Annotated in this window: 24 protein-coding genes and 2 tRNA genes; 18 read left to right on the plus strand and 8 right to left on the minus strand. The window is 35.0% G+C overall.

What is annotated here, in order from left to right; genetic code table 11:
* Positions 1 to 246 precede the first annotated feature (246 nt).
* Positions 247 to 627: a cupin domain-containing protein gene (locus LZF87_RS10700; RefSeq protein WP_244339005.1), complete on the plus strand. Its 381-nt coding sequence runs from the start codon at positions 247 to 249 to the stop codon at positions 625 to 627.
* Between the two features lie 78 nt (positions 628 to 705).
* Here LZF87_RS10700 and LZF87_RS10705 read toward each other — a convergent pair whose 3' ends face one another.
* A complete protein-coding gene (locus LZF87_RS10705; RefSeq protein ID WP_244339007.1) occupies positions 706 to 1,236 on the minus strand; it encodes a GNAT family N-acetyltransferase in 531 nt (176 codons plus the stop codon).
* A gap of 188 nt (positions 1,237 to 1,424) precedes the next feature.
* On the opposite strand from LZF87_RS10705, the gene LZF87_RS10710 reads away from it, so the two are divergent.
* From LZF87_RS10710 to LZF87_RS10750, 9 genes are all read left to right on the plus strand, one after another.
* On the plus strand, positions 1,425 to 2,978 hold the full coding sequence (locus LZF87_RS10710; protein WP_244339009.1) for a bifunctional response regulator/alkaline phosphatase family protein: 1,554 nt from the start codon (positions 1,425 to 1,427) through the stop codon (positions 2,976 to 2,978).
* Between the two features lie 49 nt (positions 2,979 to 3,027).
* Entirely contained in the window at positions 3,028 to 3,435 is a 408-nt protein-coding gene (tsaE, locus tag LZF87_RS10715) for a tRNA (adenosine(37)-N6)-threonylcarbamoyltransferase complex ATPase subunit type 1 TsaE (RefSeq protein WP_023572537.1), read from the plus strand.
* 53 nt (positions 3,436 to 3,488) lie between these two features.
* The gene (locus LZF87_RS10720; protein ID WP_023572538.1) at positions 3,489 to 4,682 is read left to right on the plus strand and encodes an alanine dehydrogenase; all 1,194 of its coding nucleotides are present in this window, start codon (positions 3,489 to 3,491) and stop codon (positions 4,680 to 4,682) included.
* Positions 4,683 to 4,730: 48 nt separating this feature from the next.
* Entirely contained in the window at positions 4,731 to 5,105 is a 375-nt protein-coding gene (locus LZF87_RS10725; protein WP_244339010.1) for a DUF4258 domain-containing protein, read from the plus strand.
* Positions 5,106 to 5,187: 82 nt separating this feature from the next.
* Positions 5,188 to 5,262, plus strand: a tRNA-Val gene (locus LZF87_RS10730).
* A 47-nt stretch (positions 5,263 to 5,309) separates the two neighbouring features.
* Positions 5,310 to 5,561, plus strand: coding sequence for a GIY-YIG nuclease family protein (locus LZF87_RS10735; protein ID WP_244339011.1), 252 nt, complete (start codon positions 5,310 to 5,312; stop codon positions 5,559 to 5,561).
* A tRNA-Lys gene (locus tag LZF87_RS10740) sits at positions 5,556 to 5,627 on the plus strand. Before LZF87_RS10735 ends, LZF87_RS10740 begins: the two co-directional genes overlap by 6 nt.
* A gap of 78 nt (positions 5,628 to 5,705) precedes the next feature.
* Positions 5,706 to 5,972: a hypothetical protein gene (locus LZF87_RS10745; RefSeq protein ID WP_244339012.1), complete on the plus strand. Its 267-nt coding sequence runs from the start codon at positions 5,706 to 5,708 to the stop codon at positions 5,970 to 5,972.
* Between the two features lie 628 nt (positions 5,973 to 6,600).
* Positions 6,601 to 8,136, plus strand: coding sequence for a T9SS type A sorting domain-containing protein (locus LZF87_RS10750; RefSeq protein ID WP_244339013.1), 1,536 nt, complete (start codon positions 6,601 to 6,603; stop codon positions 8,134 to 8,136).
* Between the two features lie 114 nt (positions 8,137 to 8,250).
* On the opposite strand, the gene LZF87_RS10755 is transcribed toward LZF87_RS10750, so the two are convergent.
* On the minus strand, positions 8,251 to 9,417 hold the full coding sequence (locus tag LZF87_RS10755; RefSeq protein ID WP_244339014.1) for a proline dehydrogenase family protein: 1,167 nt from the start codon (positions 9,415 to 9,417) through the stop codon (positions 8,251 to 8,253).
* A 96-nt stretch (positions 9,418 to 9,513) separates the two neighbouring features.
* Here LZF87_RS10755 and aroB point away from each other — a divergent pair, with 96 nt between their 5' ends.
* The 4 genes from aroB to LZF87_RS10775 all read left to right on the plus strand — a co-directional run bounded on the left by aroB (position 9,514) and on the right by LZF87_RS10775 (position 13,717).
* Complete coding sequence (gene aroB / locus LZF87_RS10760) at positions 9,514 to 10,581, plus strand: 3-dehydroquinate synthase (RefSeq protein ID WP_244339015.1); 1,068 nt, start codon at positions 9,514 to 9,516, stop codon at positions 10,579 to 10,581.
* Positions 10,582 to 10,876: 295 nt separating this feature from the next.
* The gene (locus LZF87_RS10765) at positions 10,877 to 12,280 is read left to right on the plus strand and encodes an arginine decarboxylase (protein WP_244339016.1); all 1,404 of its coding nucleotides are present in this window, start codon (positions 10,877 to 10,879) and stop codon (positions 12,278 to 12,280) included.
* Positions 12,281 to 12,299: 19 nt separating this feature from the next.
* Positions 12,300 to 13,274, plus strand: coding sequence for a deoxyhypusine synthase family protein (locus LZF87_RS10770; protein ID WP_244339017.1), 975 nt, complete (start codon positions 12,300 to 12,302; stop codon positions 13,272 to 13,274).
* An 86-nt stretch (positions 13,275 to 13,360) separates the two neighbouring features.
* Positions 13,361 to 13,717 (plus strand): hypothetical protein, encoded by a 357-nt coding sequence (locus LZF87_RS10775; RefSeq protein ID WP_244339018.1) that lies wholly within the window; start codon positions 13,361 to 13,363, stop codon positions 13,715 to 13,717.
* Between the two features lie 38 nt (positions 13,718 to 13,755).
* Here LZF87_RS10775 and LZF87_RS10780 read toward each other — a convergent pair whose 3' ends face one another.
* From LZF87_RS10780 to LZF87_RS10790, 3 genes are all read right to left on the minus strand, one after another.
* Positions 13,756 to 14,280: a DinB family protein gene (locus LZF87_RS10780; RefSeq protein WP_244339019.1), complete on the minus strand. Its 525-nt coding sequence runs from the start codon at positions 14,278 to 14,280 to the stop codon at positions 13,756 to 13,758.
* A gap of 79 nt (positions 14,281 to 14,359) precedes the next feature.
* Positions 14,360 to 14,839, minus strand: coding sequence for an Lrp/AsnC family transcriptional regulator (locus LZF87_RS10785; protein WP_035629822.1), 480 nt, complete (start codon positions 14,837 to 14,839; stop codon positions 14,360 to 14,362).
* A gap of 80 nt (positions 14,840 to 14,919) precedes the next feature.
* Positions 14,920 to 16,074, minus strand: a complete 1,155-nt coding sequence (locus LZF87_RS10790) for a M14 family metallopeptidase (RefSeq protein WP_244339020.1) — start codon at positions 16,072 to 16,074, stop codon at positions 14,920 to 14,922.
* Between the two features lie 303 nt (positions 16,075 to 16,377).
* Between LZF87_RS10790 and LZF87_RS10795 the strand changes: the two genes are divergently transcribed.
* Entirely contained in the window at positions 16,378 to 16,881 is a 504-nt protein-coding gene (locus tag LZF87_RS10795) for a helix-turn-helix domain-containing protein (RefSeq protein ID WP_244339021.1), read from the plus strand.
* Here LZF87_RS10795 and LZF87_RS10800 read toward each other — a convergent pair whose 3' ends face one another.
* Positions 16,882 to 17,439 (minus strand): 1-acyl-sn-glycerol-3-phosphate acyltransferase, encoded by a 558-nt coding sequence (locus LZF87_RS10800; RefSeq protein ID WP_244343819.1) that lies wholly within the window; start codon positions 17,437 to 17,439, stop codon positions 16,882 to 16,884.
* A gap of 57 nt (positions 17,440 to 17,496) precedes the next feature.
* On the opposite strand from LZF87_RS10800, the gene LZF87_RS10805 reads away from it, so the two are divergent.
* On the plus strand, positions 17,497 to 18,159 hold the full coding sequence (locus tag LZF87_RS10805; RefSeq protein ID WP_244339022.1) for a spermidine synthase: 663 nt from the start codon (positions 17,497 to 17,499) through the stop codon (positions 18,157 to 18,159).
* A gap of 12 nt (positions 18,160 to 18,171) precedes the next feature.
* On the opposite strand, the gene kdsB is transcribed toward LZF87_RS10805, so the two are convergent.
* Both kdsB and LZF87_RS10815 read right to left on the minus strand, forming a co-directional pair.
* Positions 18,172 to 18,897, minus strand: coding sequence for a 3-deoxy-manno-octulosonate cytidylyltransferase (kdsB, locus tag LZF87_RS10810; protein WP_244339023.1), 726 nt, complete (start codon positions 18,895 to 18,897; stop codon positions 18,172 to 18,174).
* A 107-nt stretch (positions 18,898 to 19,004) separates the two neighbouring features.
* Positions 19,005 to 20,423 carry an ATP-dependent DNA helicase gene (locus tag LZF87_RS10815; protein ID WP_244339024.1) on the minus strand — a complete coding sequence of 473 codons (1,419 nt, stop codon included), beginning with the start codon at positions 20,421 to 20,423 and terminating at the stop codon, positions 19,005 to 19,007.
* A gap of 249 nt (positions 20,424 to 20,672) precedes the next feature.
* On the opposite strand from LZF87_RS10815, the gene LZF87_RS10820 reads away from it, so the two are divergent.
* Positions 20,673 to 21,479 carry a DUF3822 family protein gene (locus tag LZF87_RS10820; protein ID WP_244339025.1) on the plus strand — a complete coding sequence of 269 codons (807 nt, stop codon included), beginning with the start codon at positions 20,673 to 20,675 and terminating at the stop codon, positions 21,477 to 21,479.
* Complete coding sequence (gene rsmD / locus LZF87_RS10825) at positions 21,476 to 22,072, plus strand: 16S rRNA (guanine(966)-N(2))-methyltransferase RsmD (RefSeq protein ID WP_244339026.1); 597 nt, start codon at positions 21,476 to 21,478, stop codon at positions 22,070 to 22,072. The genes LZF87_RS10820 and rsmD overlap by 4 nt, the downstream gene beginning before the upstream one ends.
* The last annotated feature ends 100 nt before the right edge of the window (positions 22,073 to 22,172 follow it).

The raw sequence follows: 22,172 nt of genomic DNA on the forward strand, positions 1-22,172 counted from the left end.
TGGATTAGATTAGTTTTTTCAAAGGTATATTTTTCTTACATCCTTTACAAATCTACTTAAAACAGTTCAAATTTAAACTATTTAAATAAAACCACAATCAATTACAAATCAACTATTTAAATCAATTTTTGATTGTATAATCGTGTTAAAATCTGTAATTTTATTGTTCATTTTACAATTGTTTTTACAGTATAATTCTTTAAAAAAATCCTTATGAAAAACTTTGAAAAAACTTTAGTCAAAGGAATGTTCGTTCTTTTGCTATTTACATTAGGAGCTGTGGCCCAGGACAAAAAAATAGAATCCAATAATATGGGCTCAAATAAGATGATGAATAATCTAGTAGACAACAAATTGATTCATGCGGTAGAGATATCGATTGAACCCGGTCAAAAAACAGATATGCATACCCATCCGGCGCATTTCTACTATGCACTATCTGATGGAAAAATCATGATTCATTACAAAGACGGAAAAGATGAACTGATGGTATTAACTACCGGTGTTTCAGGTTATGGAGATCCAGAACGTCCCCATGTTACTGAAAATGTTGGAGAAACTACCGTTAAATTTCTAATCGTGGAATTAAAAGAGCATCCTTATAAAGAGGCTAAACCTAAAAAATGACACTAAAAATACACTTTGCAAAATAAAAAAGATGACTACTAAAATGTTCATCTTTTTTATTTTATGCTTTGCTCTATTTCACTCAAGTGTCAGTTTAAATCCGAAAACAGGCAACTCTCCCTGCATGAAATCCAAATCTTCGGATCTCTTGAAACCAATGTTTTCATACATTTTCCAGGCAATGGCCATGGCTTTGGTTGAATGAATAATTACTTGGTTTAGTTTTTTATTCTTAGCTTTTTCAATGCATTCAACTGTCAGTAATTTTCCAACACCATTTCCTCGTTCTTTTGGACTTACAGCCAATAGCCTGAAACCGGCAGAATTCACCTCTTTGGTTGCTGTTCCCCCCGAACCATAGTATTTCATATCATTGAAGAAAACAACTCCGCCTGCAATTTCATTATCTTGGGAAACCGCAACTAAAAGCTCTGTTCCGGGGTTATTGGTCAAATCACCAATGTTGGCAAGCATTTTATAATAATTTGGCTGTTCGGATTCTTTCGGGAAACCTTCAAGCTGAGAATAAACCTGAACCATCAGTTTCCCGATTTCGGCAAATTCTCCGGGTTTGGCATTTCTTATTGTATATTTCTGATTAGTCATCATGTTAAAAATTGTTTCTGTATTTCAAATATATTGCGATTTACCATTATACAAAATACTACTTTTTAAAAAATACGCTTTCAATCTTTAGAAAAAATATTACGAAACAATACGTTTATTTTTACAATAATTTTAACCTGATTCCGTTGTTAAATCTATATATTGCATTATAAATTATATAACGAAACATCATGAGCGATATAAAAATACTTTGGGTTGACGATGAAATTGACTTGTTGAAACCCCATATTTTGTTTCTTGAGAAGAAAGGATACAACGTAACCACCTGTAATAACGGGCAAGACGCTATTGAAATTTTCGAAGATCAAAATTTTGATATCGTCTTTTTGGATGAAAACATGCCCGGTTTAAGTGGATTGGAAACCTTGGCTGAAATCAAGGAAAAAAAATCGGCTACACCGGTAATCATGATTACCAAAAGTGAAGAAGAATACATCATGGAGGAAGCTATCGGCTCAAAAATTGCCGATTATCTTATCAAACCGGTAAATCCGAATCAGATTTTACTGAGTTTGAAGAAGAACTTAGATCATTCGCGTCTGGTTTCCGAAAAAACTACTTTAGATTATCAGAAAGAATTCAGAAAGATTGCTATGGATATGGCAATGGTCAACTCTTATGAAGATTGGGTAGAATTATACAAAAAGCTATTGTTTTGGGAAATTGAACTGGAAAACATCGAAGACCAAAGCATGGTGGAAATATTGGAAAGCCAGAAAACGGAAGCCAATTCGCAATTCGGGAAATTCATTGAAAAAAACTATGAAAAATGGTTTGCTACCGAAGAAGACCGTCCTTATCTATCCCATGAAATTTTCAGAAAACTTGTGGTTCCGGAAATCCGTAAAAAAGATAAACCGATTTTGTTTGTCGTGATTGACAATCTGCGCTACGATCAATGGAAAGCTTTTGAAAGCGTGGTTAACAATCATTATAAACTAGAAAAGGAAACCAGCTATTTTGCCATTCTTCCTACAGCTACACAATATGCGCGAAATGCAATTTTCTCAGGTTTAACACCTTTGGAAATGGAGAAAAACTTTCCGCAATACTGGAAAAATGATATTGATGAAGGCGGAAAAAACCTGTATGAAGCAGAATTTTTAACCGAACAGTTAAAACGTCTTCGCATTGACATCAAACAGGAATATTATAAAATAACCAATTTTAAAGACGGAAAAAAACTGGTTGACAACTTCAAAGGATTAAAAAGCAATGATTTAACTACTGTTGTTTATAACTTCGTGGATATGCTTTCGCATGCAAAAACAGAAATGGAAGTAGTAAAAGAATTAGCTTCCAATGATAAAGCATATCGATCGCTAACATTGAGTTGGTTTAAGAATTCACCGCTTCTGGAAATTATTCAGCAAGCACAACAGCAGGGATTCAAACTGATTCTAACAACAGATCACGGAACCATCAACTGCAAAAACCCTTCTAAAGTAATCGGCGATAAACAAACGAGTTTAAACTTACGCTATAAAACCGGAAGAAGCCTTACCTATGAAGATAGAGACGTGTATGCTGTGAAAGATCCGAAAAAAATTGGTTTGCCGGCAATAAACATGAGTAGCTCCTTCATTTTTGCAAAGAATGATTTATTTCTTGCTTATGTTAATAATTTCAATCATTATGTAAGTTATTACCGCAATACCTACCAGCATGGCGGAATTTCTTTGGAAGAAATGATTGTTCCTTTCTTGGTTTTCAATCCAAAATAGGTATATTTGATTTGTAAATTTCTTACAGTCAAATAAAGCCGATACATTTATGGAAATCACGTTCACTCTTGAAGAAATTCAGGACGTTGTAAAACAGATTTTTGCCAACAGTATAAAAAAAGTGGTCACTTTCCACGCCGATATGGGCGTGGGAAAAACCACATTAATAAAAGAATTGGTAAGCTATCTGGGCGTTAAGCATATGGCATCCAGCCCGACATTTTCGTTAGTAAATGAATACAAAGCCGCAAATGGCGACATCATTTATCATTTTGATTTGTATCGGTTAAATTCTGAAGAAGAAGCATACGATATGGGCCTTGATGAATATTTTTATTCCGGGAACTGGTGTTTTATAGAATGGCCTGAAAAAACACCAAATTTGATTCCACTTGATCATTCCGCAATCCACATAAAACTTTTGCCAAACGGAAAAAGACATTTGACCGTTAAATGATTATGGTTTTTTGCTAAAATTTCGTAATTTGTGAACAATTCATAAAATTAAGCATGTCAATAACACCTTTTTCCAAACAACAACTGCTCCCTCAAGAAGAGAAGTTAGAAATAGAAAAGCACAAAAGTGCTCTTTTTATAGGAATACCTAAAGAAACATCGTATCAGGAAAGACGTATCTGCCTTACTCCTGATGCTGTAAATTCTTTAACCTCACACGGACACAGGGTGTTAATTGAATCTGGTGCCGGAGCAAATTCAAGTTTTTCTGATAAAGAATACAGTGATGCCGGTGCGAAAATCACAAGTGATACCAAAAAGGTTTTCAGCTGCCCGATGATTCTTAAGGTAGAACCGCCTACACTTGATGAAATCGAACTGATGAATCCGCAAACCTTTCTTATTTCGGCAATTCAGTTAAAAACACAAAAGAAAGCCTATTTTGAAGCCCTGGCAGCTAAAAGGATAACCGCACTGGCCTTCGAATTTATTAAAGATGAGGATGGTTCCTACCCTGCCGTAAAATCACTCAGTGAAATTGCGGGTACTGCTTCGGTACTTATAGCAGCTGAGTTGATGATTAATCAATCGGTCGGAAAAGGATTGCTGATGGGAAACATCACAGGAATTCGCCCAACAGAAGTTGTCATTCTAGGCGCTGGAACTGTTGCTGAATATGCCGCAAGAACAGCCATTGGATTGGGAGCTACCGTAAAAATATTTGACAATTCCATTACAAAATTGCGCCGATTGCAAAATATGTTAAACCAACGTGTCTTTACTTCCACTATTCAGGAAAAATCGTTATTAAAAGCCTTGCGCCGTTGTGATGTAGCGATCGGAGCCATGCGCGGAAAAAACCGGACACCAGTCGTGGTAACAGAAACTATGGTTGAACATATGAAAAAAGGAGCCGTTATTGTTGACGTAAGTATAGATACCGGAGGCTGCTTTGAAACTTCGGAAATCACAACACATGAAAAACCTACTTTTATCAAGAACAATGTAATTCATTATTGCGTTCCTAATATCCCGTCCCGTTATTCCAAAACGGCCTCTATGACGATAAGCAATATCATTACACCTTCTTTGTTGAAAATTGCCGATGACGGCGGACTTGAAAGTGCTATACGTTGTGACAGAGGATTAAAAAACGGGGTTTATTTTTACCATGGCATCCTAACAAATAAATCCATTGCCGATTGGTTTAACATTTCTTACCGCGATATAAACCTGATTGTATTTTAAGTTGGTAATAGCCGATTGTTTGATTACTTTTGCTGCAAATTAATTACCATGAAATTCGTACACCGTTTAGCGTATTATCTTTTTGGACTGCTTTTGGGCGGAATGTTCTTAGTATTCTTCTTTCAACAGAAGAAAACAGAATTTTGCTACATGCCAAATTGCCGGGTTTTAAAAGACCTGAGAAGCAAACCTATTTCCTACTCCAAAGAGGCTCAGGCAAAATTCAATGAAAAATGGGTTACTGTGGAGGATATCAAAAATTGCATGCAGTATGGTGACGTAGATTTTGACAAAAGCAACAAACCTTTCGAAAACGGGAAACTGTATATCATCGAAGGCAAAAACATTAAAAATGAGCCAATTACTGTAGAAATGATCAATTACACTGAAAGAGTTGTATTGAAAGACGTAAAAAAACAGTAAAAAAACCATCAAAAATCTTGCATAATCAAAATCCTGCTGTATATTTGCACAGCAATCAGGGAATACTTGAAAGCATTAAATAGGGCGATTAGCTCAGCTGGTTCAGAGCACCTCGTTTACACCGAGGGGGTCGGGGGTTCGAACCCCTCATCGCCCACAAAAAACTCCTTAAGAAATTAAGGAGTTTTTTTATTATTATACTTTATGAAATTTATTGTTTACATACTTTTTAGCGAAACTAAAAATCGTTATTATATTGGTTTCACCTCTAATTTGGAAGAACGAATAGTTCGACACAATCAAAAAAGCAAAGGTTTTACAGGTAATGTAAATGATTGGAAAATTGTTTATATCGAAAAGTACAAAACAAAAGAACAAGCGCAGCAAAGAGAGTTGCAAATTAAATCTTGGAAAAGTAAAATTAAAATTCAGGAATTAATCGGAAAACAAGATTAGCTCAGCTGATTCAGAGCATCCCGATTTTATCGGGAGCGGTCGGGGGTTCGAACCCCTCATCGCCCACAAAAAACTCCTCAATTATCTTGAGGAGTTTTTTTTATACTATACCTTCAAAAATTTCGTTATTACTAAAAAAGCATTATGAAACTTAGCCTGCCACTTTTTTCGGCCTTAAACAGTTTTATAGTAGCTCAATTTCTTTTCTTTATAGATGAAGGCTACTACAATTTCCGATGGATGAAAGACTTAGGGAACTGGATGGTATTTGTAGTCTATTTTTTTGTGCTTTTTGGAATGCTTTTACTTTTAAACTCACTACTTGAAAAAATCAAAGTCAAACGACTTTACCAAATAATTATTAACCTGATTGTTTTTCCGGGCTTTCTGATTTTAATGCGCTTCCTATAAATAAAAAACCCAAAATTAATGGGTTTCATTTTTTATAACGATCTCCTTTTCTTTTCAGTTGCAAGAAGCATCACCCCCCTTCCCATCTGTCATACTGCCGAATTATTTTCCTGAACTAGGCTAATGTCCGTTTTCCACTAAAACTTATACTGTCGTTCATCCCATGTAACTGACCAAACTGGTACAATTGCCGTTTTTACCACTACCCTTGTGCTTCATCAGCCTCTTTGGTATATTGGAGCCTAATTGTAATTGCTCACTATTTTCCATCATATAGACCACATTCAGGTTAGCCTAAAGCTGCAATTTAAATCAGGCTTTTAATCAAAGAAAATATTATCCGGAACAACATAGGGTATTTTGAAACTTAAATTATGTCAAAAATGGATACCTAAAGTAAACCTCTCAGAAATGATTTTTTTATACCTAAAAATTTATCCGGAGAATTTGAAAGAGATAAGAAAATTCAATCCCCTGCTAAGATATACTGCCCCATCCCACAACCATAAAATCAACAAAATAACAACAAATATATTTATATGTAAAATGTTGAAAATCAATCATTTAAATTAATTTTAGTCAAAAAAAAACGTAACTTTATTTTGCTAAATATTAAATTCATAATTCCATGAAAAAATATTCACTTTTACTAGTAATATTCTTAACTTTTATTTATTGTTACTCACAGCCATCCATTACCTGGCAGAGATCTTTAGGAGGCACTGGGATTGATGTAATGACCTCAATACAGCAAACTTACGATGGTGGCTATATAATTGCCGGTCACTCTAATTCAAATAATGGTGATGTTACCGAAAATCACGGCGGTACTGATTATTGGGTAATTAAACTGACCAATTCAGGAAGCATCGATTGGAAGAAATCTTTTGGAGGAACTGGCAATGAGATAGCAGATTCAATAGTACAAACCACTGATGGAGGCTATATAATTGCAGGAACCTCTTCTTCAAATAATGGTGATGTTTCCGAAAACCACGGCAGCTCTGATTATTGGATAGTGAAACTAAACAGCATAGGAGTTATCGATTGGGAGAAATCTTTTGGTGGAACACTAAGGGATGAGGCAAGTTGCATAATACAAACTACCGACGGGGGATATATAATTGCCGGTCAAACTAATTCAAATAATGGCGATGTTACAATAAATAAAGGTGGTTTTGATTATTGGGTAGTTAAACTAAACAGCATGGGAGTTATCGAATGGGAAAGATCCTTTGGGGGAACTCTTAATGACTATGCATGCTCAATACAACAAACCATTGACGGAGGATATATAGTTGCCGGAGACACTAATTCAAATGATATCGACGTTACCGATCCTCATGGTTATTATGATGTATGGGCAGTTAAACTGACCAGCACAGGAACAATGGCGTGGCAGCGATCTTTAGGAGGAACCAATTTAGATGCTACATATTCAATTTTGCAGACTGCCGATGGAGGCTATATAATTGCCGCTCACTCCAATTCAAATAATGGTAATGTTACCGAAAATCATGGTGGTACCGATTATTGGGTAGTTAAACTGACCAATACAGGAGACATCGATTGGAAGAAATCTTTTGGAGGGACTCTTATTGATGAGGCATATTCTATTCAGCAAACTTCCGATGGAGGATATATAGTTGCTGGATTTTCTAATTCAAATAATGGAGATGTCACCGGAAATCATGGTGATTTTGATTATTGGGTACTTAAACTATCTGTTGTAGGGGATATCCAATGGCAGAAATCTTTTGGAGGGACTGGTGCAGATAAAATAACATCCATTAAACAAACTGCCGATGGAGGATATGCAATTGCAGGATACTCTAATTCAAACAATAATGATGTGACTGAAAATCACGGTGACTATGATTATTGGATAGTTAAGCTAAGTAGTGCATTAAGCACAAACGAATCAACCCTTGACAATTTGTTTAGTGTTTATCCAAACCCTATAAACAATGAACTGCATGTAAATATCAATGGAAATACTCTCGATTTGCCATACATCATCTATGATCAATCAGGAAGATCCATTATGAAAGGAAAACTAAATGAAGTTAATTCAGTTATAAAAACAGACAATCTGCCAAAAGGGGTTTATATTTTGAGTATAGGCGACAAGGTCAAAACAAACAGAAAGATTATAAAGGAATAGTACTATTTAAATGAAGTATCTCACTAACTGTGTAAGTATAAAAGACATAATCCAAAAAAAGTGTAAGTATAAAATAAATGAGGCTGTTTCAAAAGGAACAGCCTCATTTATTACTTATAATTTTCTTCTTTTCTTTTCAGTTTCCAGAAGCATTAATTCTCTTCCGGTCTGTCCTGCCACAGAAGTATTTTCCTGAGCTCGGCGAATCAGATATGGCATAACGTCACGAACCGGCCCGAACGGAAGGTATTTGGCAACATTATAACCGCTTTCGGCTAAATTATAACTAATGTTGTCGCTCATACCATATAATTGACCAAACCAAATGCGTTTATCGTTTTTAGCAATTCCTTTCTGTGCCATCAGTTCCATAAGTTTATAAGAACTTAATTCGTTATGAGTACCTGCAAAAATGGCCATTTTATCAATATTAGCCATCATGTAGTCAATGCAAGCATCATAATTATCGTCTGTAGCCTGTTTTGAAACGCAAATCGGGTTTTTATATCCTTTTTCGTTCGCTTTATCAGCTTCTTTTTCCATATATGCACCACGCACCACTTTCATTCCGATATGAAAACCTTCTGCCTTGGCTATTTCGTGAAGTTTTTTCAGATAGTCCAAACGGTCCCAGCGATACATTTGCAGGGTATTGAAAATTAACGCTTTTTCTTTATTGTATTTGCGCATCATATCCGTAACCAGATCATCAGCAGCATCCTGCATCCAGCTTTCTTCTGCATCAATCAACAACATCACATCTTTTTCAAAAGCTGTTTTACATATGGTCTCAAAACGCGCCACCACTTTATTCCATTCTGCTTTTTCTGTCTCAGTCAGTGCTTTCTTCTCCCCTATTTTTTCGTACAAATCAATGCGTCCTACACCGGTTGGTTTAAACACTGCAAAAGGAATTGCCTCTTTGGCTTTAGCGAACTCAATTGTTTTTAAAGTCATTTGTAAAGCAGCATCAAACTGCGCCTCTTCTTCTTTTCCTTCCACAGAATAATCTAAAACCGAAGAAACCTTTTTAGTATACATTTTATCAACAACCTTAAGGCAGTCGTCTTCACTAATTCCTCCGCAAAAATGATCAAAAACAGTTGAACGGATCAATCCTTCTACAGGAAGATGGAAATTTAAAGCAAAATTAGTTAACGATGTTCCAATTTTTACCAATGAAGGATTTCCAATTAATTTAAAAAGAAAATGTGCTCTAGTTAATTCGTTGTTGCTTTTTAAAGCGAAGGCAACCTCTGTATTGTTGAATATTTTTTCCATTGTAAATTTATAAATAGGCATACAAATATACACATGGTTTGAAAATAATTGATAAAAAATACCTTATTTTGCTCAACTATTATCAATACTTGAAAAATGCAGACAATAAAAGCCAACGGATATTCGGTTTATTTTAATGATTCAATTTACACCTATTTAAGTTCGGAGCTTCAACCTGACGTTTATTCGAAAGCATTTATAGTTGTTGACAGTAAAACCAGCGAATATTGCCTGCCTGATTTCATTGCCAACCTGGCTACTGAAGTTCCGCTGGAAATCATCGAATTTGAGTGCGGCGAGCAATTTAAAAACATAGAAACCTGTTTTGAAATCTGGTCTGCTTTAACCGAACTTGGAGCAGACCGAAAAAGTATCATAATCAATCTTGGCGGCGGTGTTGTTACTGATTTAGGAGGTTTTGTCGCCTCTACATTTAAAAGAGGAATAGAGTATATTAATGTACCCACTACTCTTTTAGCGATGGTTGACGCTTCAATTGGTGGCAAAAACGGTGTTGATTTAGGAAACCTGAAAAACCAAATCGGAACCATAACCACCCCAAAAGCCGTATTGATCGATACTAATTTCCTGTCAACCTTACCGCAAAATGAAATGCGTTCCGGCCTGGCAGAAATGCTGAAGCATGGTTTGATTCAGAATAAAGTGTATTGGAATAAATTTAAAAACTTAAATAGTTTAAGTACAGATGATTTAGGCGTTTTAATTCATGAGTCTGTTGAAATAAAAAACAATGTGGTTAAACAGGATCCGACCGAAAACGGCATCCGAAAAGCGTTAAATTTTGGTCATACTTTAGGCCATGCGATAGAGAGTTATTTTCTTGAGAATGAAGAAAAAAAAGCCCTTCTCCATGGAGAAGCTATTGCCGTAGGAATGATTCTGGAAGGTTATCTTTCGATGGAAAAATCTTTAATTTCAGAAGAAGAATACAACGAAATTAAATCGGTTATACTTGATATTTTCGGGCTTGTCGAATTTACGCAAAACGATATTGAGCAAATCATTTCCCTTCTTATTCACGATAAAAAAAATGAGTTCGGAAAAATACAATTCGCACTGTTAAACGGAATCGGAGATATAAAAATCAATCAATTCGCAGCAAACAACCTGATTTTTAAAGCTTTTGAAGATTATAAAAACTAACTTTTTTTTACAAAATTCTTTTTAAATACGTTTTTATATTTTTTACTTTTGTGCCAATGAAAAAAACTCAGAATACTACATTTCGTTCCGACAGGAATAACAGACAAAACAAATTACTGTTGCGGTTGCAGCGTATTGTGTTCTCTATAAAGAGTATTCAAAATTTTGACGTTTTTGAGTTTGCCAACCCACTACATGATGAACTTCAGATAGTATATGCAAATATTAGAGTTTGAAAAGCAAGTTGTTTTAAATAAAAAATAGTAATTTTATAATCTAACAACTTATTATTCAAATGAATACTAAATACTTTGACTTAATCAACCAAACATTTTACTTCCCTCAGGAAGAATTCACTTTAAATAAAGACAACCTTCAGTTTCATGGCATCGACTTAATGAAATTGGTAGAGCAATACGGTACACCTTTAAAATTTACCTATTTGCCTAAGATTTCCCAAAACATCAACAAAGCCAAAATGTGGTTTAGAAATGCAATGGAGAAACACCACTATGAGGCGAAATATTTTTACTGCTACTGTACCAAAAGTTCTCATTTTGAATTTATTTTAAATGAAGCTTTAAAAAATAACATCCACATTGAAACTTCTTCTGCATTTGACATCGATATTGTTGAACGATTGATGGAAGAAGGAAAAATAAACAAGAATACATTTGTTGTCTGCAACGGCTTTAAACGCGATCAATATGTTACTAATATTGCCCGTTTAATCAACAACGGACACAGAAATACAATTCCTGTAATCGATAATTTTGAAGAATTGGACTTGCTTCAGGAACAAATTGACGGCAAATTCAAAATCGGTATCCGTATCGCCGCTGAGGAAGAACCTAAATTTGAATTCTATACTTCACGTTTAGGAATCGGATATAAAGATATTGTTCCGTTTTACCGTAAGCAAATCCAGGACAATAAAAAAGTTGAGTTAAAAATGCTTCACTTTTTTATCAACGCAGGTATTCGCGACACTGCCTACTATTGGAATGAGCTTTTAAAATGTATGAAAGTTTACATTGCCCTGAAAAAAGAATGCCCTAGCCTTGACAGTTTGAATATTGGTGGTGGATTCCCTATCAAAAGTTCATTGGCATTCGAATATGACTACCAATATATGGTGGATGAGATTTTGAATCAGATCAAAATTGCCTGCGACGAAGCCGAAGTTCCGGTTCCTCATATTTTCACTGAATTCGGTTCTTTCACTGTTGGCGAATCCGGAGGAGCATTATACCAGGTTTTATATCAGAAAAAACAAAATGATCGTGAAAACTGGAATATGATTGATTCTTCCTTCATCACAACATTACCGGATACATGGGCAATCAACAAACGTTTTGTAATGTTAGCAGTTAACCGTTGGAATGACACTTACGAGCGTGTTCTTTTAGGAGGCTTGACTTGCGATGGCGACGATTATTACAACTCCGAGCAGCACATGAATGCGGTTTACCTTCCTAAATATAATAAAGAAAAGCCATTATATATCGGATTCTTTAATACAGGAGCTTACCAGGAAACGATTGGTGGTTTCGGAGGTTTAAGCCACTGTATTTTGCCACAACCGAAACACATCCTTATTGATAAGGATAAAAACGGAATTTTTGCAACTGAGGTTTTCTCAGAACAACAAAGAGTCGAAGAAGTTTTAGAGATTTTAGGATATAACAAGAAAAAATAATTTCATAATAGAAACGAAAATGAGCAAAGGACCTATCAGTCAGTTTATTGAAAAACATTATCTTCATTTTAATGCCGCAGCGCTTGTAGATGCAGCAAAAGGATATGAAGAGCATTTATTAGACAACGGAAAAATGATGATTACACTTGCAGGTGCGATGAGTACTGCAGAGCTTGGAAAATCATTAGCCGAAATGATTCGTCAGGACAAGGTGCACATCATTTCATGTACTGGTGCAAATCTTGAAGAAGACATTATGAACCTTGTTGCTCATAATTCATATAAAAGAGTTCCAAACTACCGCGACTTGAGTCCGCAGGAAGAATGGGATTTATTAGAAAACCACTACAATCGTGTAACTGACACTTGTATTCCTGAAGAAGAAGCTTTCCGTCGTTTACAATCGCATTTATTTAACATCTGGAATAATGCGGATTCTAAAGGAGAACGTTATTTTCCACATGAATTCATGTACCAAATGATCAATTCAGGTGTATTGGAACAGTATTATGAAATCGATCCGAAAGATTCATGGATGGTAGCTGCAGCTGAAAAAAACCTACCTATTGTTGTTCCCGGATGGGAAGACAGTACAATGGGTAATATTTTCTCCTCTTACTGCATTAAAGGTGAATTCAAAGCTACTACAATGAAAAGCGGTATTGAATACATGATGTGGTTAGCAGATTGGTATCCTAAAAACTGTGCTGGAAAAGGAATTGGTTTCTTCCAGATTGGTGGTGGTATTGCAGGTGATTTCCCTATTTGTGTCGTTCCGATGTTGTATCAGGATATGGAAATGCATGATGTTCCGTTCTGGAGCTATTTCTGCCAGATTTCCGACTCTACAACAAGTTACGGTTCTTATTCAGGAGCAGTTCCTAATGAGAAAATCACTTGGGGTAAATTAGACATAACTACGCCTAAATTCATTGTAGAATCAGATGCTACCATCGTGGCACCACTGATGTTTGCTTACGTTTTGGGTTGGTAATTTTTTGAAAAAAAAGGAATTTTTTATTTGAAAAATAGAATTTAGGTTATTACATTTGAGCAGATACAAAGATTAAAACGCAACGAATGAAAAGAGTAATTGTAGATTACGCTAAGCTAACGAATGAGATCTTAACCCTTTTGGTTGAGAAGTTTCCTGACGGATATGATGATTCTGATATTGTCCGTTTCAAAAACGCTAAAAATGAGACTATTGAAGCTGTAGAAGTACGTACAGAAGATACTATTTACTTAGTAAAAGTAAGTATGAAATTAGCAGACCGAATCGAAAACTTTGACGATGAAGATGACGATATTGACGCAGGAGAAGATTCATTAGACGCATTGAAAGAATTGGATATCGAAGACAATTCCGATGAAGATGAAGAAGAGGAACCAAAAGATGAAGCTTCTGATGAAGACGAAGAAAGCGATGAAGACTAAATAAAAAAAGGAACTCAAAATTGAGTTCCTTTTTTTATTTATAAATATCTTTCTTTAAAAACATTCATATGATGATTTTGATGACCAATAATAACAAACCCTAAAGCCCGTACCGACATAGGATTATTTGAAGCCACACCTTTCTTTACTAAATCTTCTTCCGTAAAACTTTTAAAGAGCGCTATTGTAGCATGACGGACTGCAGTAAGTTCTGTCAGCAAATCTTTTAAATGACGTTTGTTCGCTATAGGATTTACCACATCGGCATATTTATTTTCATCAAAACCAGGCAAAGGAGTTTCATCGCTTCTTGAAAAACGCAAAGCACGATAAGCAAACACGCGTTCCGCATCAATTATATGCTGAAGAATTTCTTTAATTGTCCATTTTCCTTCTGCATAGCGATAATCAAATTTATCCATCGGGATATCCTGAACAAACTTAATGGTTTTGTACAGACTGATTTCCAATTCATCCAATAAATTCACATTATCTTCCATAGCATCTATGTATGTTTTGTAATAAGGTGCAAATTCATCCGGGGTAAGTTGTTTCGGGCTCATAAAATACAAATTTGGTTGAATGGTAAATTTAAAATAAAAAACCCGAAGCGTTAACTTCGGGTTTTCTTTTTTTGAGCGCTTACAGATCTTTAAAGATTGTATGCATTAAGCGTTTCTTGTCATTAATGCTTTCTTCAAGAGAAATCATTGTTTCTGTTCTGTAAACACCATCAATATCATCGATCATGTAAATTACCTCTTTAGCATGTTTAGTATCTCTGGCTCTAATTTTACAGAAAATATTAAATTTACCTGTAGTTACGTGTGCTACAGTAACAAACGGAATTTCATTAATTCTTTCTAATACAAATTTAGTTTGAGATGTATTGTGAAGAAAAACACCTACATAAGCAATAAAGGAATATCCAAGCTTTTCATAGTCTAATGTCAAAGAAGATCCCTGGATGATTCCGGCGTCTTCCATTTTTTTAACACGAACGTGCACCGTTCCAGCAGAAATCAACAATTTTTTTGCGATATCTGTAAAAGGCACTCTCGTGTTATCAATCAACATATCTAATATCTGATGATCTACTTCATCTAAACGAAACTTGCTCATAATAAGATTTATCTATTTATTTTAAAAAGTCAAAATTAAGAATAAAAAATTAATTTTTTATCAATAAAACTTTTAATTTTTTATTTTTTTAGCAATCCATTAACAATTTCACTAAAATTTCCAATGGTGAAATTTGCTTCAGAATCAATTTCCGGTAAAACATCTTCTTGATTTTCAAATAATTGATTTTGGAAATCGTAAGTATAATGTCCGAAATTATCTTCTAATCCTCCTATTTGTCGGATTGTCGCTTTAAAAACAATCGTTTTATCTAAAAGAATTTCGTTGTAATGGGCTGCAAAAGTAATGCTTTTTTCAAAATTATCAAGTACTACTTTGACATTTTTATAAATAAAGTCATAAAAAATAGATTTATTTTGAGGAATATTAAAATATTCTAATGTTTTATTGTCAAGAATTCGATTTTCAGAAATAGCCTGCAAAGCAGATAAATAGGAAATAAAAATCATTTTTCGCGTTGTTTCACGCTGGTAATCATCCTGAAAATGTCCTGCTTCAAATAGTATAGTCGGCACCCCAAGCGACTGGAACATATCCCCTATACAATTAATATTAAAGGAATCATCAAAACGCCCTACTTGGTTAGGAATATACTTTTGCAATTCGGCATCCATTTCAGCAATGATGTTTATTGCTTTCTGTCTTACCTCATTAACTTCCCGCTGCTCATTATATGATGGAGACAAAAAAGAAACTGTTGCTGGATTATTTGTGTTTCCTGCCGCAAATATTGTACGCTGATCATGAAGATTAAAACAAAAATCCGGTTGAAAATCCTCAAAAAGCTGTCTAACCAGCTGACTTTCCGGTTGTGACAAGTCTTTAGAATCTCGATTTAAATCCACTTCATTAGCATTCACTCGGGTATAAGCTTCTGCTCCGTCCGGATTTAATATCGGAATACATAAAAAAGTAAATGTTTTTTTCAGATCTGCAGCTAAATCTGAATCAGAGTTAAGGACATTAAAAAAATCAAAAAGTGCTTTTGTAGTGGTCGATTCATTTCCGTGCATTTGCGACCACATGTAAATTTTAATTTTTCCGGTTCCGACTTTAACAGTATAAATCGGTTTTTCCTTTACAGATTTACCTGCAACAGAAACTTCGAAATCGGCTTTAAAGTTTTGCAATAAAGGTTCAACATGTTCATTGGTGATATACCTCCCAAAGAGTCTCTCCTCTTTATATTTGTCGAATAAAATAGTAAAATCCATGGCTTATTTTTCTATTTACAAAAGTAAACATCTTATTTTTTACATTTGTAAACAGAAAGAAAACTGTTTAAATTTACATTTATAAACACTAATTAGAACTGATTCATAGTTAGGTGTTTAATAAGACTTATCAAGAAGTATTGTTGTTAATTATAGTTTGTTTTTATTTGCAAATCAATTAGTTAAATATTTTTAAATAAAGTTTTAAATTAAGTACTTTTCACTTATTACAATTGTAATATTGGTGGATTACACTAAATTGTTTACATTTGTAATAGTTTAGTTAATCAAATATAATTTACAATGGTAAACATTGATGATTTTGTAAAAAGACTTGAAACAATACTGGATTATTACGGTTTATCTGCTTCAGGATTTGCAGATAAAATTGGTGTTCAGCGTTCAAGTTTGTCCCACCTACTTTCTGGTAGAAACAAACCAAGTTTGGATTTTATACTAAAAATAATTCAGGAATTTCCAGAAGTAGATTTGTATTGGATTCTAAACGGAAAAGGTAATTTTCCTAAAAGTGATTTTTTTGAGGAACCTATCAGGGTCGAAAATCTGTCTGCTGGCGCTACCCTATTTTCCGATGTCGACCAAGAAAAAAAATCAGACATAAAAAATGATGTGCAGCAGGATTTGTTTTCGGCTGAACCGAGTATCGAAAAAAATCGCGTATTTGAAAATCAAAAAGATTTTTTTTCAAATACGCGAAATTTTGAAGAGGTGCAAAACAACCAAGAAATTGATCGAATTGTCGTTTTTTATAAAAATGGGACTTTTAAAAGTTACTCACCCGAATAATTAATCTTCAGGATTAAAACTATTTTCAGGAACTTTACCCACTACTCCTTTGTAATTATGTTGCAGAATTTTGAAATCGGATTCTTTATCACCTGTTGGTTGGAACGGTTCTAAAATCCTGACCTCTTTTTTACCCCAGTCAAAGGCAACCGGCAAGATCGGGACATTGGCTTTTATGGCTATGTAATAAAAACCGGTTTTCCATTCGGTTACTTTCTTTCTTGTACCTTCCGGAGCAATGGCCAATCTGAAAATTTCGTTATTCAGAAACACTTTAGCAATGGCATCAACTTTATTCTCATTTTTCTGCCTGTCCAAAGGCTCACCGCCCATCCATCTGAAATAAGCACCAAACGGAAATCGAAACAATTCTTTTTTTGCAACAAAGTTAATATCCATTTGCAAAATCCCTCTTGTGAAAAGTCCGAGGTAAAAATCATGCCAGCTTGTATGCGGGACAACTATCAATACACATTTTTTAACTTCAGGGGGAATGGTGCCAATAATCTTCCATCCCATCAGCCTTAAGAATATAAACTTGTAGAGAATTTGCTTCATCATAAATTATTTGGTTCAAAAATAACATTATATTTACGAATAGAAATGCGAAGCGTGATGATTAAAAAAATTCTGAGTTATTTTATACCTATAAATATACACCGAAAAAATTCTGAAATCAACAAAAGTCTTGAAGTAACGTGGACAAATGGTGAATTAGTACTCGATTCTGAAAACACTAATTATTCTTATGGCAGTCTGCAGCGCATTCTGAGAAAAGGATTGCATTATATTGGTTTTGAGCGCATCCGTAAATTTGAAAACATTCTCGTTCTTGGTGTAGCTGGAGGTAGCGTGATTAAAACTTTGGTTGATGAAATCAAATTTAAAGGAAACATTACCGGTGTGGAACTGGATTCGACAGTAATCGAAATCGCGAATACTTATTTTGGCCTGAATCAGATTCCGAACCTCAAAATAGTAAATGAAGACGCGTTTGAATTTGTATTAAAAGCCAAAGAAAAATACGATTTGATCATCATTGATATTTTTCAAGACACCAAAATGCCTAACTTTTTATTTGAAAGTTTCTTTATAGACAGAATCAATTTACTGCTAAATGTTAATGGCTTTATTTTGTTCAATACCATGACATTAGACAAGAAGGATAAAGAACGAAATGTTGCATACCGTTCGCGATTCAACGATGATTATTCAGTCAGGATGTATCCTAAAGTTGAAGATCACAACGAATTGTTTACCATTAAAAAACTGAAGTAAACCTTATCCTGGTTAAACCAGTTTTCTTGCTTTTTCCAAGTCCTCAGGCGTATCAATACCAATACTTCCATGATCGGTTTCCACCATTCTGATTCGTTTTCCATATTCTAAATAGCGAAGTTGCTCCAATTTTTCAGAAGCTTCTAAGGGCAACATCGGTAAACGGTAAAAATCCATCAGTGCTTCTTTTCGGAAAGCATAAATCCCGATGTGTTTCATATAACGAGCACCTACATTTTCCTCTCTTGGGTATGGAATCACAGAACGTGAAAAATACAACGCAAACCCTTGTTGGTCAACTATTACCTTTACGTTATTCGGATTTTCAATTTCGGATTTGTCTTTGATTTCGAACATCAGCGAAGCTAAATCTACCTTCTTCTCAATATCTTTTCTGAAGATTTCAATAACCTGTTCCAAAGGCTTTTTGTTGATGAAAGGCTCATCCCCCTGAACATTGATTACCACATCAGCATCCATGTTTTCAACCGCTTCCGCGATTCGGTCGCTGCCGCTTTCATGTTCTCTGATACTCATGATTGCTTTTCCACCGTCGTTCACAATTTCATTGTAAATCAAATCGGAATCGGTTACAACAAAAACATCATCAAACAATTGTGTTTCCACCGCAGCTTCATACGTTCTTAAAATCACGGTTTTTCCTCCTAAATCCTGCATCAGTTTTGCAGGAAAACGTGTGGAAGCATATCGGGCGGGGATTACTGCTATTATTTTCATATTATTTGAGTAGCTGAGTTCTAAAGTGGCTAAGTTACTGAGTTTTTAGTAAGTTGCAAAGTTTCAAAGTTACTGAGATTCAAAGTAGTTTATTAACTCATAATCTATCATTCAAAACAATCATCCTTAAATCCAATCAGATATAATTTATCTTTCGCACGGGTAACCGCAGTATACAGCCAACGAATATAATCCCTGTCGATACCCTCAGGTAAGTAAGGTTGCTCAATAAATACGGTGTTCCACTGTCCTCCTTGTGATTTGTGACAGGTTATGGCATACGAAAATTTCACTTGAAGCGCATTAAAATATTCATTGCTTTTCACTTTTTGCAACATCCTGTATTTGCTGGTCTCTCCTTCATAATCCATCAACACTTCCTGATACAGCCTGTTCGATTCTTCATAAGTCAGAGACGGAGACTCGCTGGTCAAAGTATCCAAAATCAAAACCGTTTCGAGTGGAATCTGGTCCGGATAATCAACCATTCTGATTTTTACTTTGGCAAATCTAAATCCGTATAATTCTACAAACCTGAAAATTTCCAATACTTCAATGATATCACCATTGGCAATAAAATCTACTGTTTCATTGTCTTTCAGCCAGAAATAATTGTTTTTTACCACCATTAGGAAGTCGCCTGCTGAAAGTTCACTTTCCTTATCCAGAATTTTGAGTCGGATTTGCTGATTGTACTGATTCGCACGCTTGTTTGAACGCACAATAAAACATGTATCTTCTATACTGTAATTCGAGTAAGCATTGTGAATAGCATCCTGAATGTCATAACCGTCTTCCAATCGGATAATATCTTTAAATCCGCGCAACTGAAACTGAAACGTATCTATAAAATGAGATTTCAATACTTCACGTAATTCGGTGGCATTAAACAATATGCCCGATTTTTCAGCCTGACGCATAACTTCATCCAACTCAATATGAGGCACTTCCATATTGTAATTTATGGCCAGTTTATTGATGTCCAAAGCCGGACTCACATCCATCCCCACCGGAGGCAACTGAGCCGTATCCCCAACCAAAACCATCTTACAATTGTGTCCCGAATAAATATACATGATCAAATCGTCCAATAGCGAACCGTTCTCGTACATACTTGATTCTGTGGGAGAATCCGAAATCATCGAGGCCTCATCGACAATGAAAATGGTATTCTTAAATTTGTTGGGCTGCATGGTAAAGGTCACTCCGCCTCCACTCTTTTTCGGAAAATAAATACGCTTGTGAATTGTATGCGCCGGTTTATCGGAATAATTGGCAATCACTTTTGCAGCACGTCCGGTCGGTGCCAGCAAAACGTACTTTTTATTGATTTCTTTCAGCTGGTTTACAATCGTGGAAATCACTGTCGTTTTTCCCGTACCGGCATATCCTCTCAAAACAAAAATCTCGTCCTGATTTTCATTGGTAGCGAAATCGGCAATCTGTTGAAAAAAAATATCCTGCTTAGCTGTTGTCTGAAAAGGGAAATTTTGTTTGAGTAAGGAATAAAACTTAGCTGAAATCATTTATATTATTGAATTTTTGGAGCAAAACTTCCGGTATGAATCAAACCATTTTAGCTACGCTTAATCTTCGATTTCCTGCTTTCCGTTGCTCCCGATAGCTATTGGACCAGGACTAAAGAAAAACTCTGGACTCCTTTTAAACTTTCACACCTATATAAAGTGATGAGCCAAAGATAATAATGAATTTAAACACAATCTTGGTTTTGCGCATGAAAAAAAATGTAAATTTGCCATAATCGGATTAAACGTATGAGTACAGCTACAATCGCTTCAAAAAATTATAAAAAACTATCACTTCAGATTGCCTTAAACGGGCTTTCCTTTTGTATTTTCGATACTTTGAACGGAACTGTGCTCGACATTCAGGAAGTGAAATTTAACTACACGCAATCGCTGGAAGATCAGCTTTGGCGTGCCTTTGTTGATTTTTCCTGGTTAACCAAATTTTATGATGAAGTTGTGGTTTTACACGATAATAACTTCAGCACATTTGTACCAAAACCACTTTTCGACGAACATTATCTGGGCAGCTACCTGCAATACAATACCAAGGTTTTTGAATCCGATTTCTTTGCTTACGACGAAATGAGCACTTACGACATGAATAATGTGCATGTCCCGTTTGTCAACGTAAACAACTTTCTGATCGATCAGTTTGGTTCTTTCGACTACAAAAATGTAAATACGGTTTTGGTTTCGAGGTTATTGGAATTATCCAAAAACAAAGAAGAAAAACAGGTTTACATACATTTTCAGGAAACTCATTTTGAAATTGTTATAACACATAATTTAAAGTTATTGTTGTACAATTCTTTCGAATACAAAACTCCGGAAGATTTTGTTTATTACCTTCTTTTCACCTTAGAACAGCTGCAACTGAATCCAGAAACGGTTTCGGTATTTATGCTGGGTAAAATTTCAGAAAAAGACCCTTGTTTTGAAATTGCTTACCGTTACATCCGTAATATTTCATTATTGGATGTTTCAGCCTTAGCATCTAATTACTCGCTTTCGCAAGCACAAGCATTACAACATTATATCTTACTTAATTCATGAGAATAATTTCCGGAAAATATAAAGGAAGACGCATCAGTCCGCCAAAAAACCTGCCTGTTCGTCCCACTACGGATATGTCAAAAGAAGCCTTGTTTAACATCTTAGGCAACAACTTCAATTTCAGCGAATTAAAAGTACTTGATTTGTTTGCCGGTACCGGAAATATCAGCTATGAATTTGCTTCCCGCGGCTGCGAACCCATCACTAGTGTTGATGGCGATATGGGCTGTGTGAACTTCATAAAAAAAACTACGAAGGAATTTGATTTCGACATAACTCCTATCAAAAGTGATGTTTTCAAATTTCTGGAAAAATGTAAAGCGAGTTACGACATTATTTTTGCCGATCCTCCTTATGGATTAGAACAAAAAGAGTTTGAAAAAATCATCTTGTTAATTTTCGATAACGAACTTTTGGAAGAAGACGGCATGATGGTGATTGAACATTCAAAGCACACCAAACTTGAACACATGGAAAATTTCTCTTTTAGCCGAAACTATGGCGGTTCCGTGTTTTCTTTCTTTGAATTGGAACAAAACCAAGATGAAGAAGAGATTGATGAAGATGGTGATGATGACGAGTTTGATGCTTAGTAGTTAGCAAATTTATTTTTTTTAAGTCGTGTAACTATAACTCAATTTATCTTTCAATCTAAAAAAATCTAAAGATCCAAAAATCTAATATTCTAAAGAT

Origin of the sequence: Flavobacterium enshiense (assembly GCF_022836875.1) — a bacterium.
Lineage (GTDB): Bacteria > Bacteroidota > Bacteroidia > Flavobacteriales > Flavobacteriaceae > Flavobacterium > Flavobacterium enshiense_A.

Bases quoted from the DNA above. Each gene is read 5' to 3' on its own strand.
- LZF87_RS10700 (WP_244339005.1), top strand. From the start codon at position 247: ATGTTCGTTCTTTTGCTATTTACATTAGGAGCTGTGGCCCAGGACAAA.
- LZF87_RS10705 (WP_244339007.1), bottom strand. From the start codon at position 1,236: ATGATGACTAATCAGAAATATACAATAAGAAATGCCAAACCCGGAGAA.
- LZF87_RS10710 (WP_244339009.1), top strand. From the start codon at position 1,425: ATGAGCGATATAAAAATACTTTGGGTTGACGATGAAATTGACTTGTTG.
- tsaE (WP_023572537.1), top strand. From the start codon at position 3,028: ATGGAAATCACGTTCACTCTTGAAGAAATTCAGGACGTTGTAAAACAG.
- LZF87_RS10720 (WP_023572538.1), top strand. From the start codon at position 3,489: ATGTCAATAACACCTTTTTCCAAACAACAACTGCTCCCTCAAGAAGAG.
- LZF87_RS10725 (WP_244339010.1), top strand. From the start codon at position 4,731: ATGAAATTCGTACACCGTTTAGCGTATTATCTTTTTGGACTGCTTTTG.
- LZF87_RS10735 (WP_244339011.1), top strand. From the start codon at position 5,310: ATGAAATTTATTGTTTACATACTTTTTAGCGAAACTAAAAATCGTTAT.
- LZF87_RS10745 (WP_244339012.1), top strand. From the start codon at position 5,706: ATGAAACTTAGCCTGCCACTTTTTTCGGCCTTAAACAGTTTTATAGTA.
- LZF87_RS10750 (WP_244339013.1), top strand. From the start codon at position 6,601: ATGAAAAAATATTCACTTTTACTAGTAATATTCTTAACTTTTATTTAT.
- LZF87_RS10755 (WP_244339014.1), bottom strand. From the start codon at position 9,417: ATGGAAAAAATATTCAACAATACAGAGGTTGCCTTCGCTTTAAAAAGC.
- aroB (WP_244339015.1), top strand. From the start codon at position 9,514: ATGCAGACAATAAAAGCCAACGGATATTCGGTTTATTTTAATGATTCA.
- LZF87_RS10765 (WP_244339016.1), top strand. From the start codon at position 10,877: ATGAATACTAAATACTTTGACTTAATCAACCAAACATTTTACTTCCCT.
- LZF87_RS10770 (WP_244339017.1), top strand. From the start codon at position 12,300: ATGAGCAAAGGACCTATCAGTCAGTTTATTGAAAAACATTATCTTCAT.
- LZF87_RS10775 (WP_244339018.1), top strand. From the start codon at position 13,361: ATGAAAAGAGTAATTGTAGATTACGCTAAGCTAACGAATGAGATCTTA.
- LZF87_RS10780 (WP_244339019.1), bottom strand. From the start codon at position 14,280: ATGAGCCCGAAACAACTTACCCCGGATGAATTTGCACCTTATTACAAA.
- LZF87_RS10785 (WP_035629822.1), bottom strand. From the start codon at position 14,839: ATGAGCAAGTTTCGTTTAGATGAAGTAGATCATCAGATATTAGATATG.
- LZF87_RS10790 (WP_244339020.1), bottom strand. From the start codon at position 16,074: ATGGATTTTACTATTTTATTCGACAAATATAAAGAGGAGAGACTCTTT.
- LZF87_RS10795 (WP_244339021.1), top strand. From the start codon at position 16,378: ATGGTAAACATTGATGATTTTGTAAAAAGACTTGAAACAATACTGGAT.
- LZF87_RS10800 (WP_244343819.1), bottom strand. From the start codon at position 17,439: ATGAAGCAAATTCTCTACAAGTTTATATTCTTAAGGCTGATGGGATGG.
- LZF87_RS10805 (WP_244339022.1), top strand. From the start codon at position 17,497: ATGATTAAAAAAATTCTGAGTTATTTTATACCTATAAATATACACCGA.
- kdsB (WP_244339023.1), bottom strand. From the start codon at position 18,897: ATGAAAATAATAGCAGTAATCCCCGCCCGATATGCTTCCACACGTTTT.
- LZF87_RS10815 (WP_244339024.1), bottom strand. From the start codon at position 20,423: ATGATTTCAGCTAAGTTTTATTCCTTACTCAAACAAAATTTCCCTTTT.
- LZF87_RS10820 (WP_244339025.1), top strand. From the start codon at position 20,673: ATGAGTACAGCTACAATCGCTTCAAAAAATTATAAAAAACTATCACTT.
- rsmD (WP_244339026.1), top strand. From the start codon at position 21,476: ATGAGAATAATTTCCGGAAAATATAAAGGAAGACGCATCAGTCCGCCA.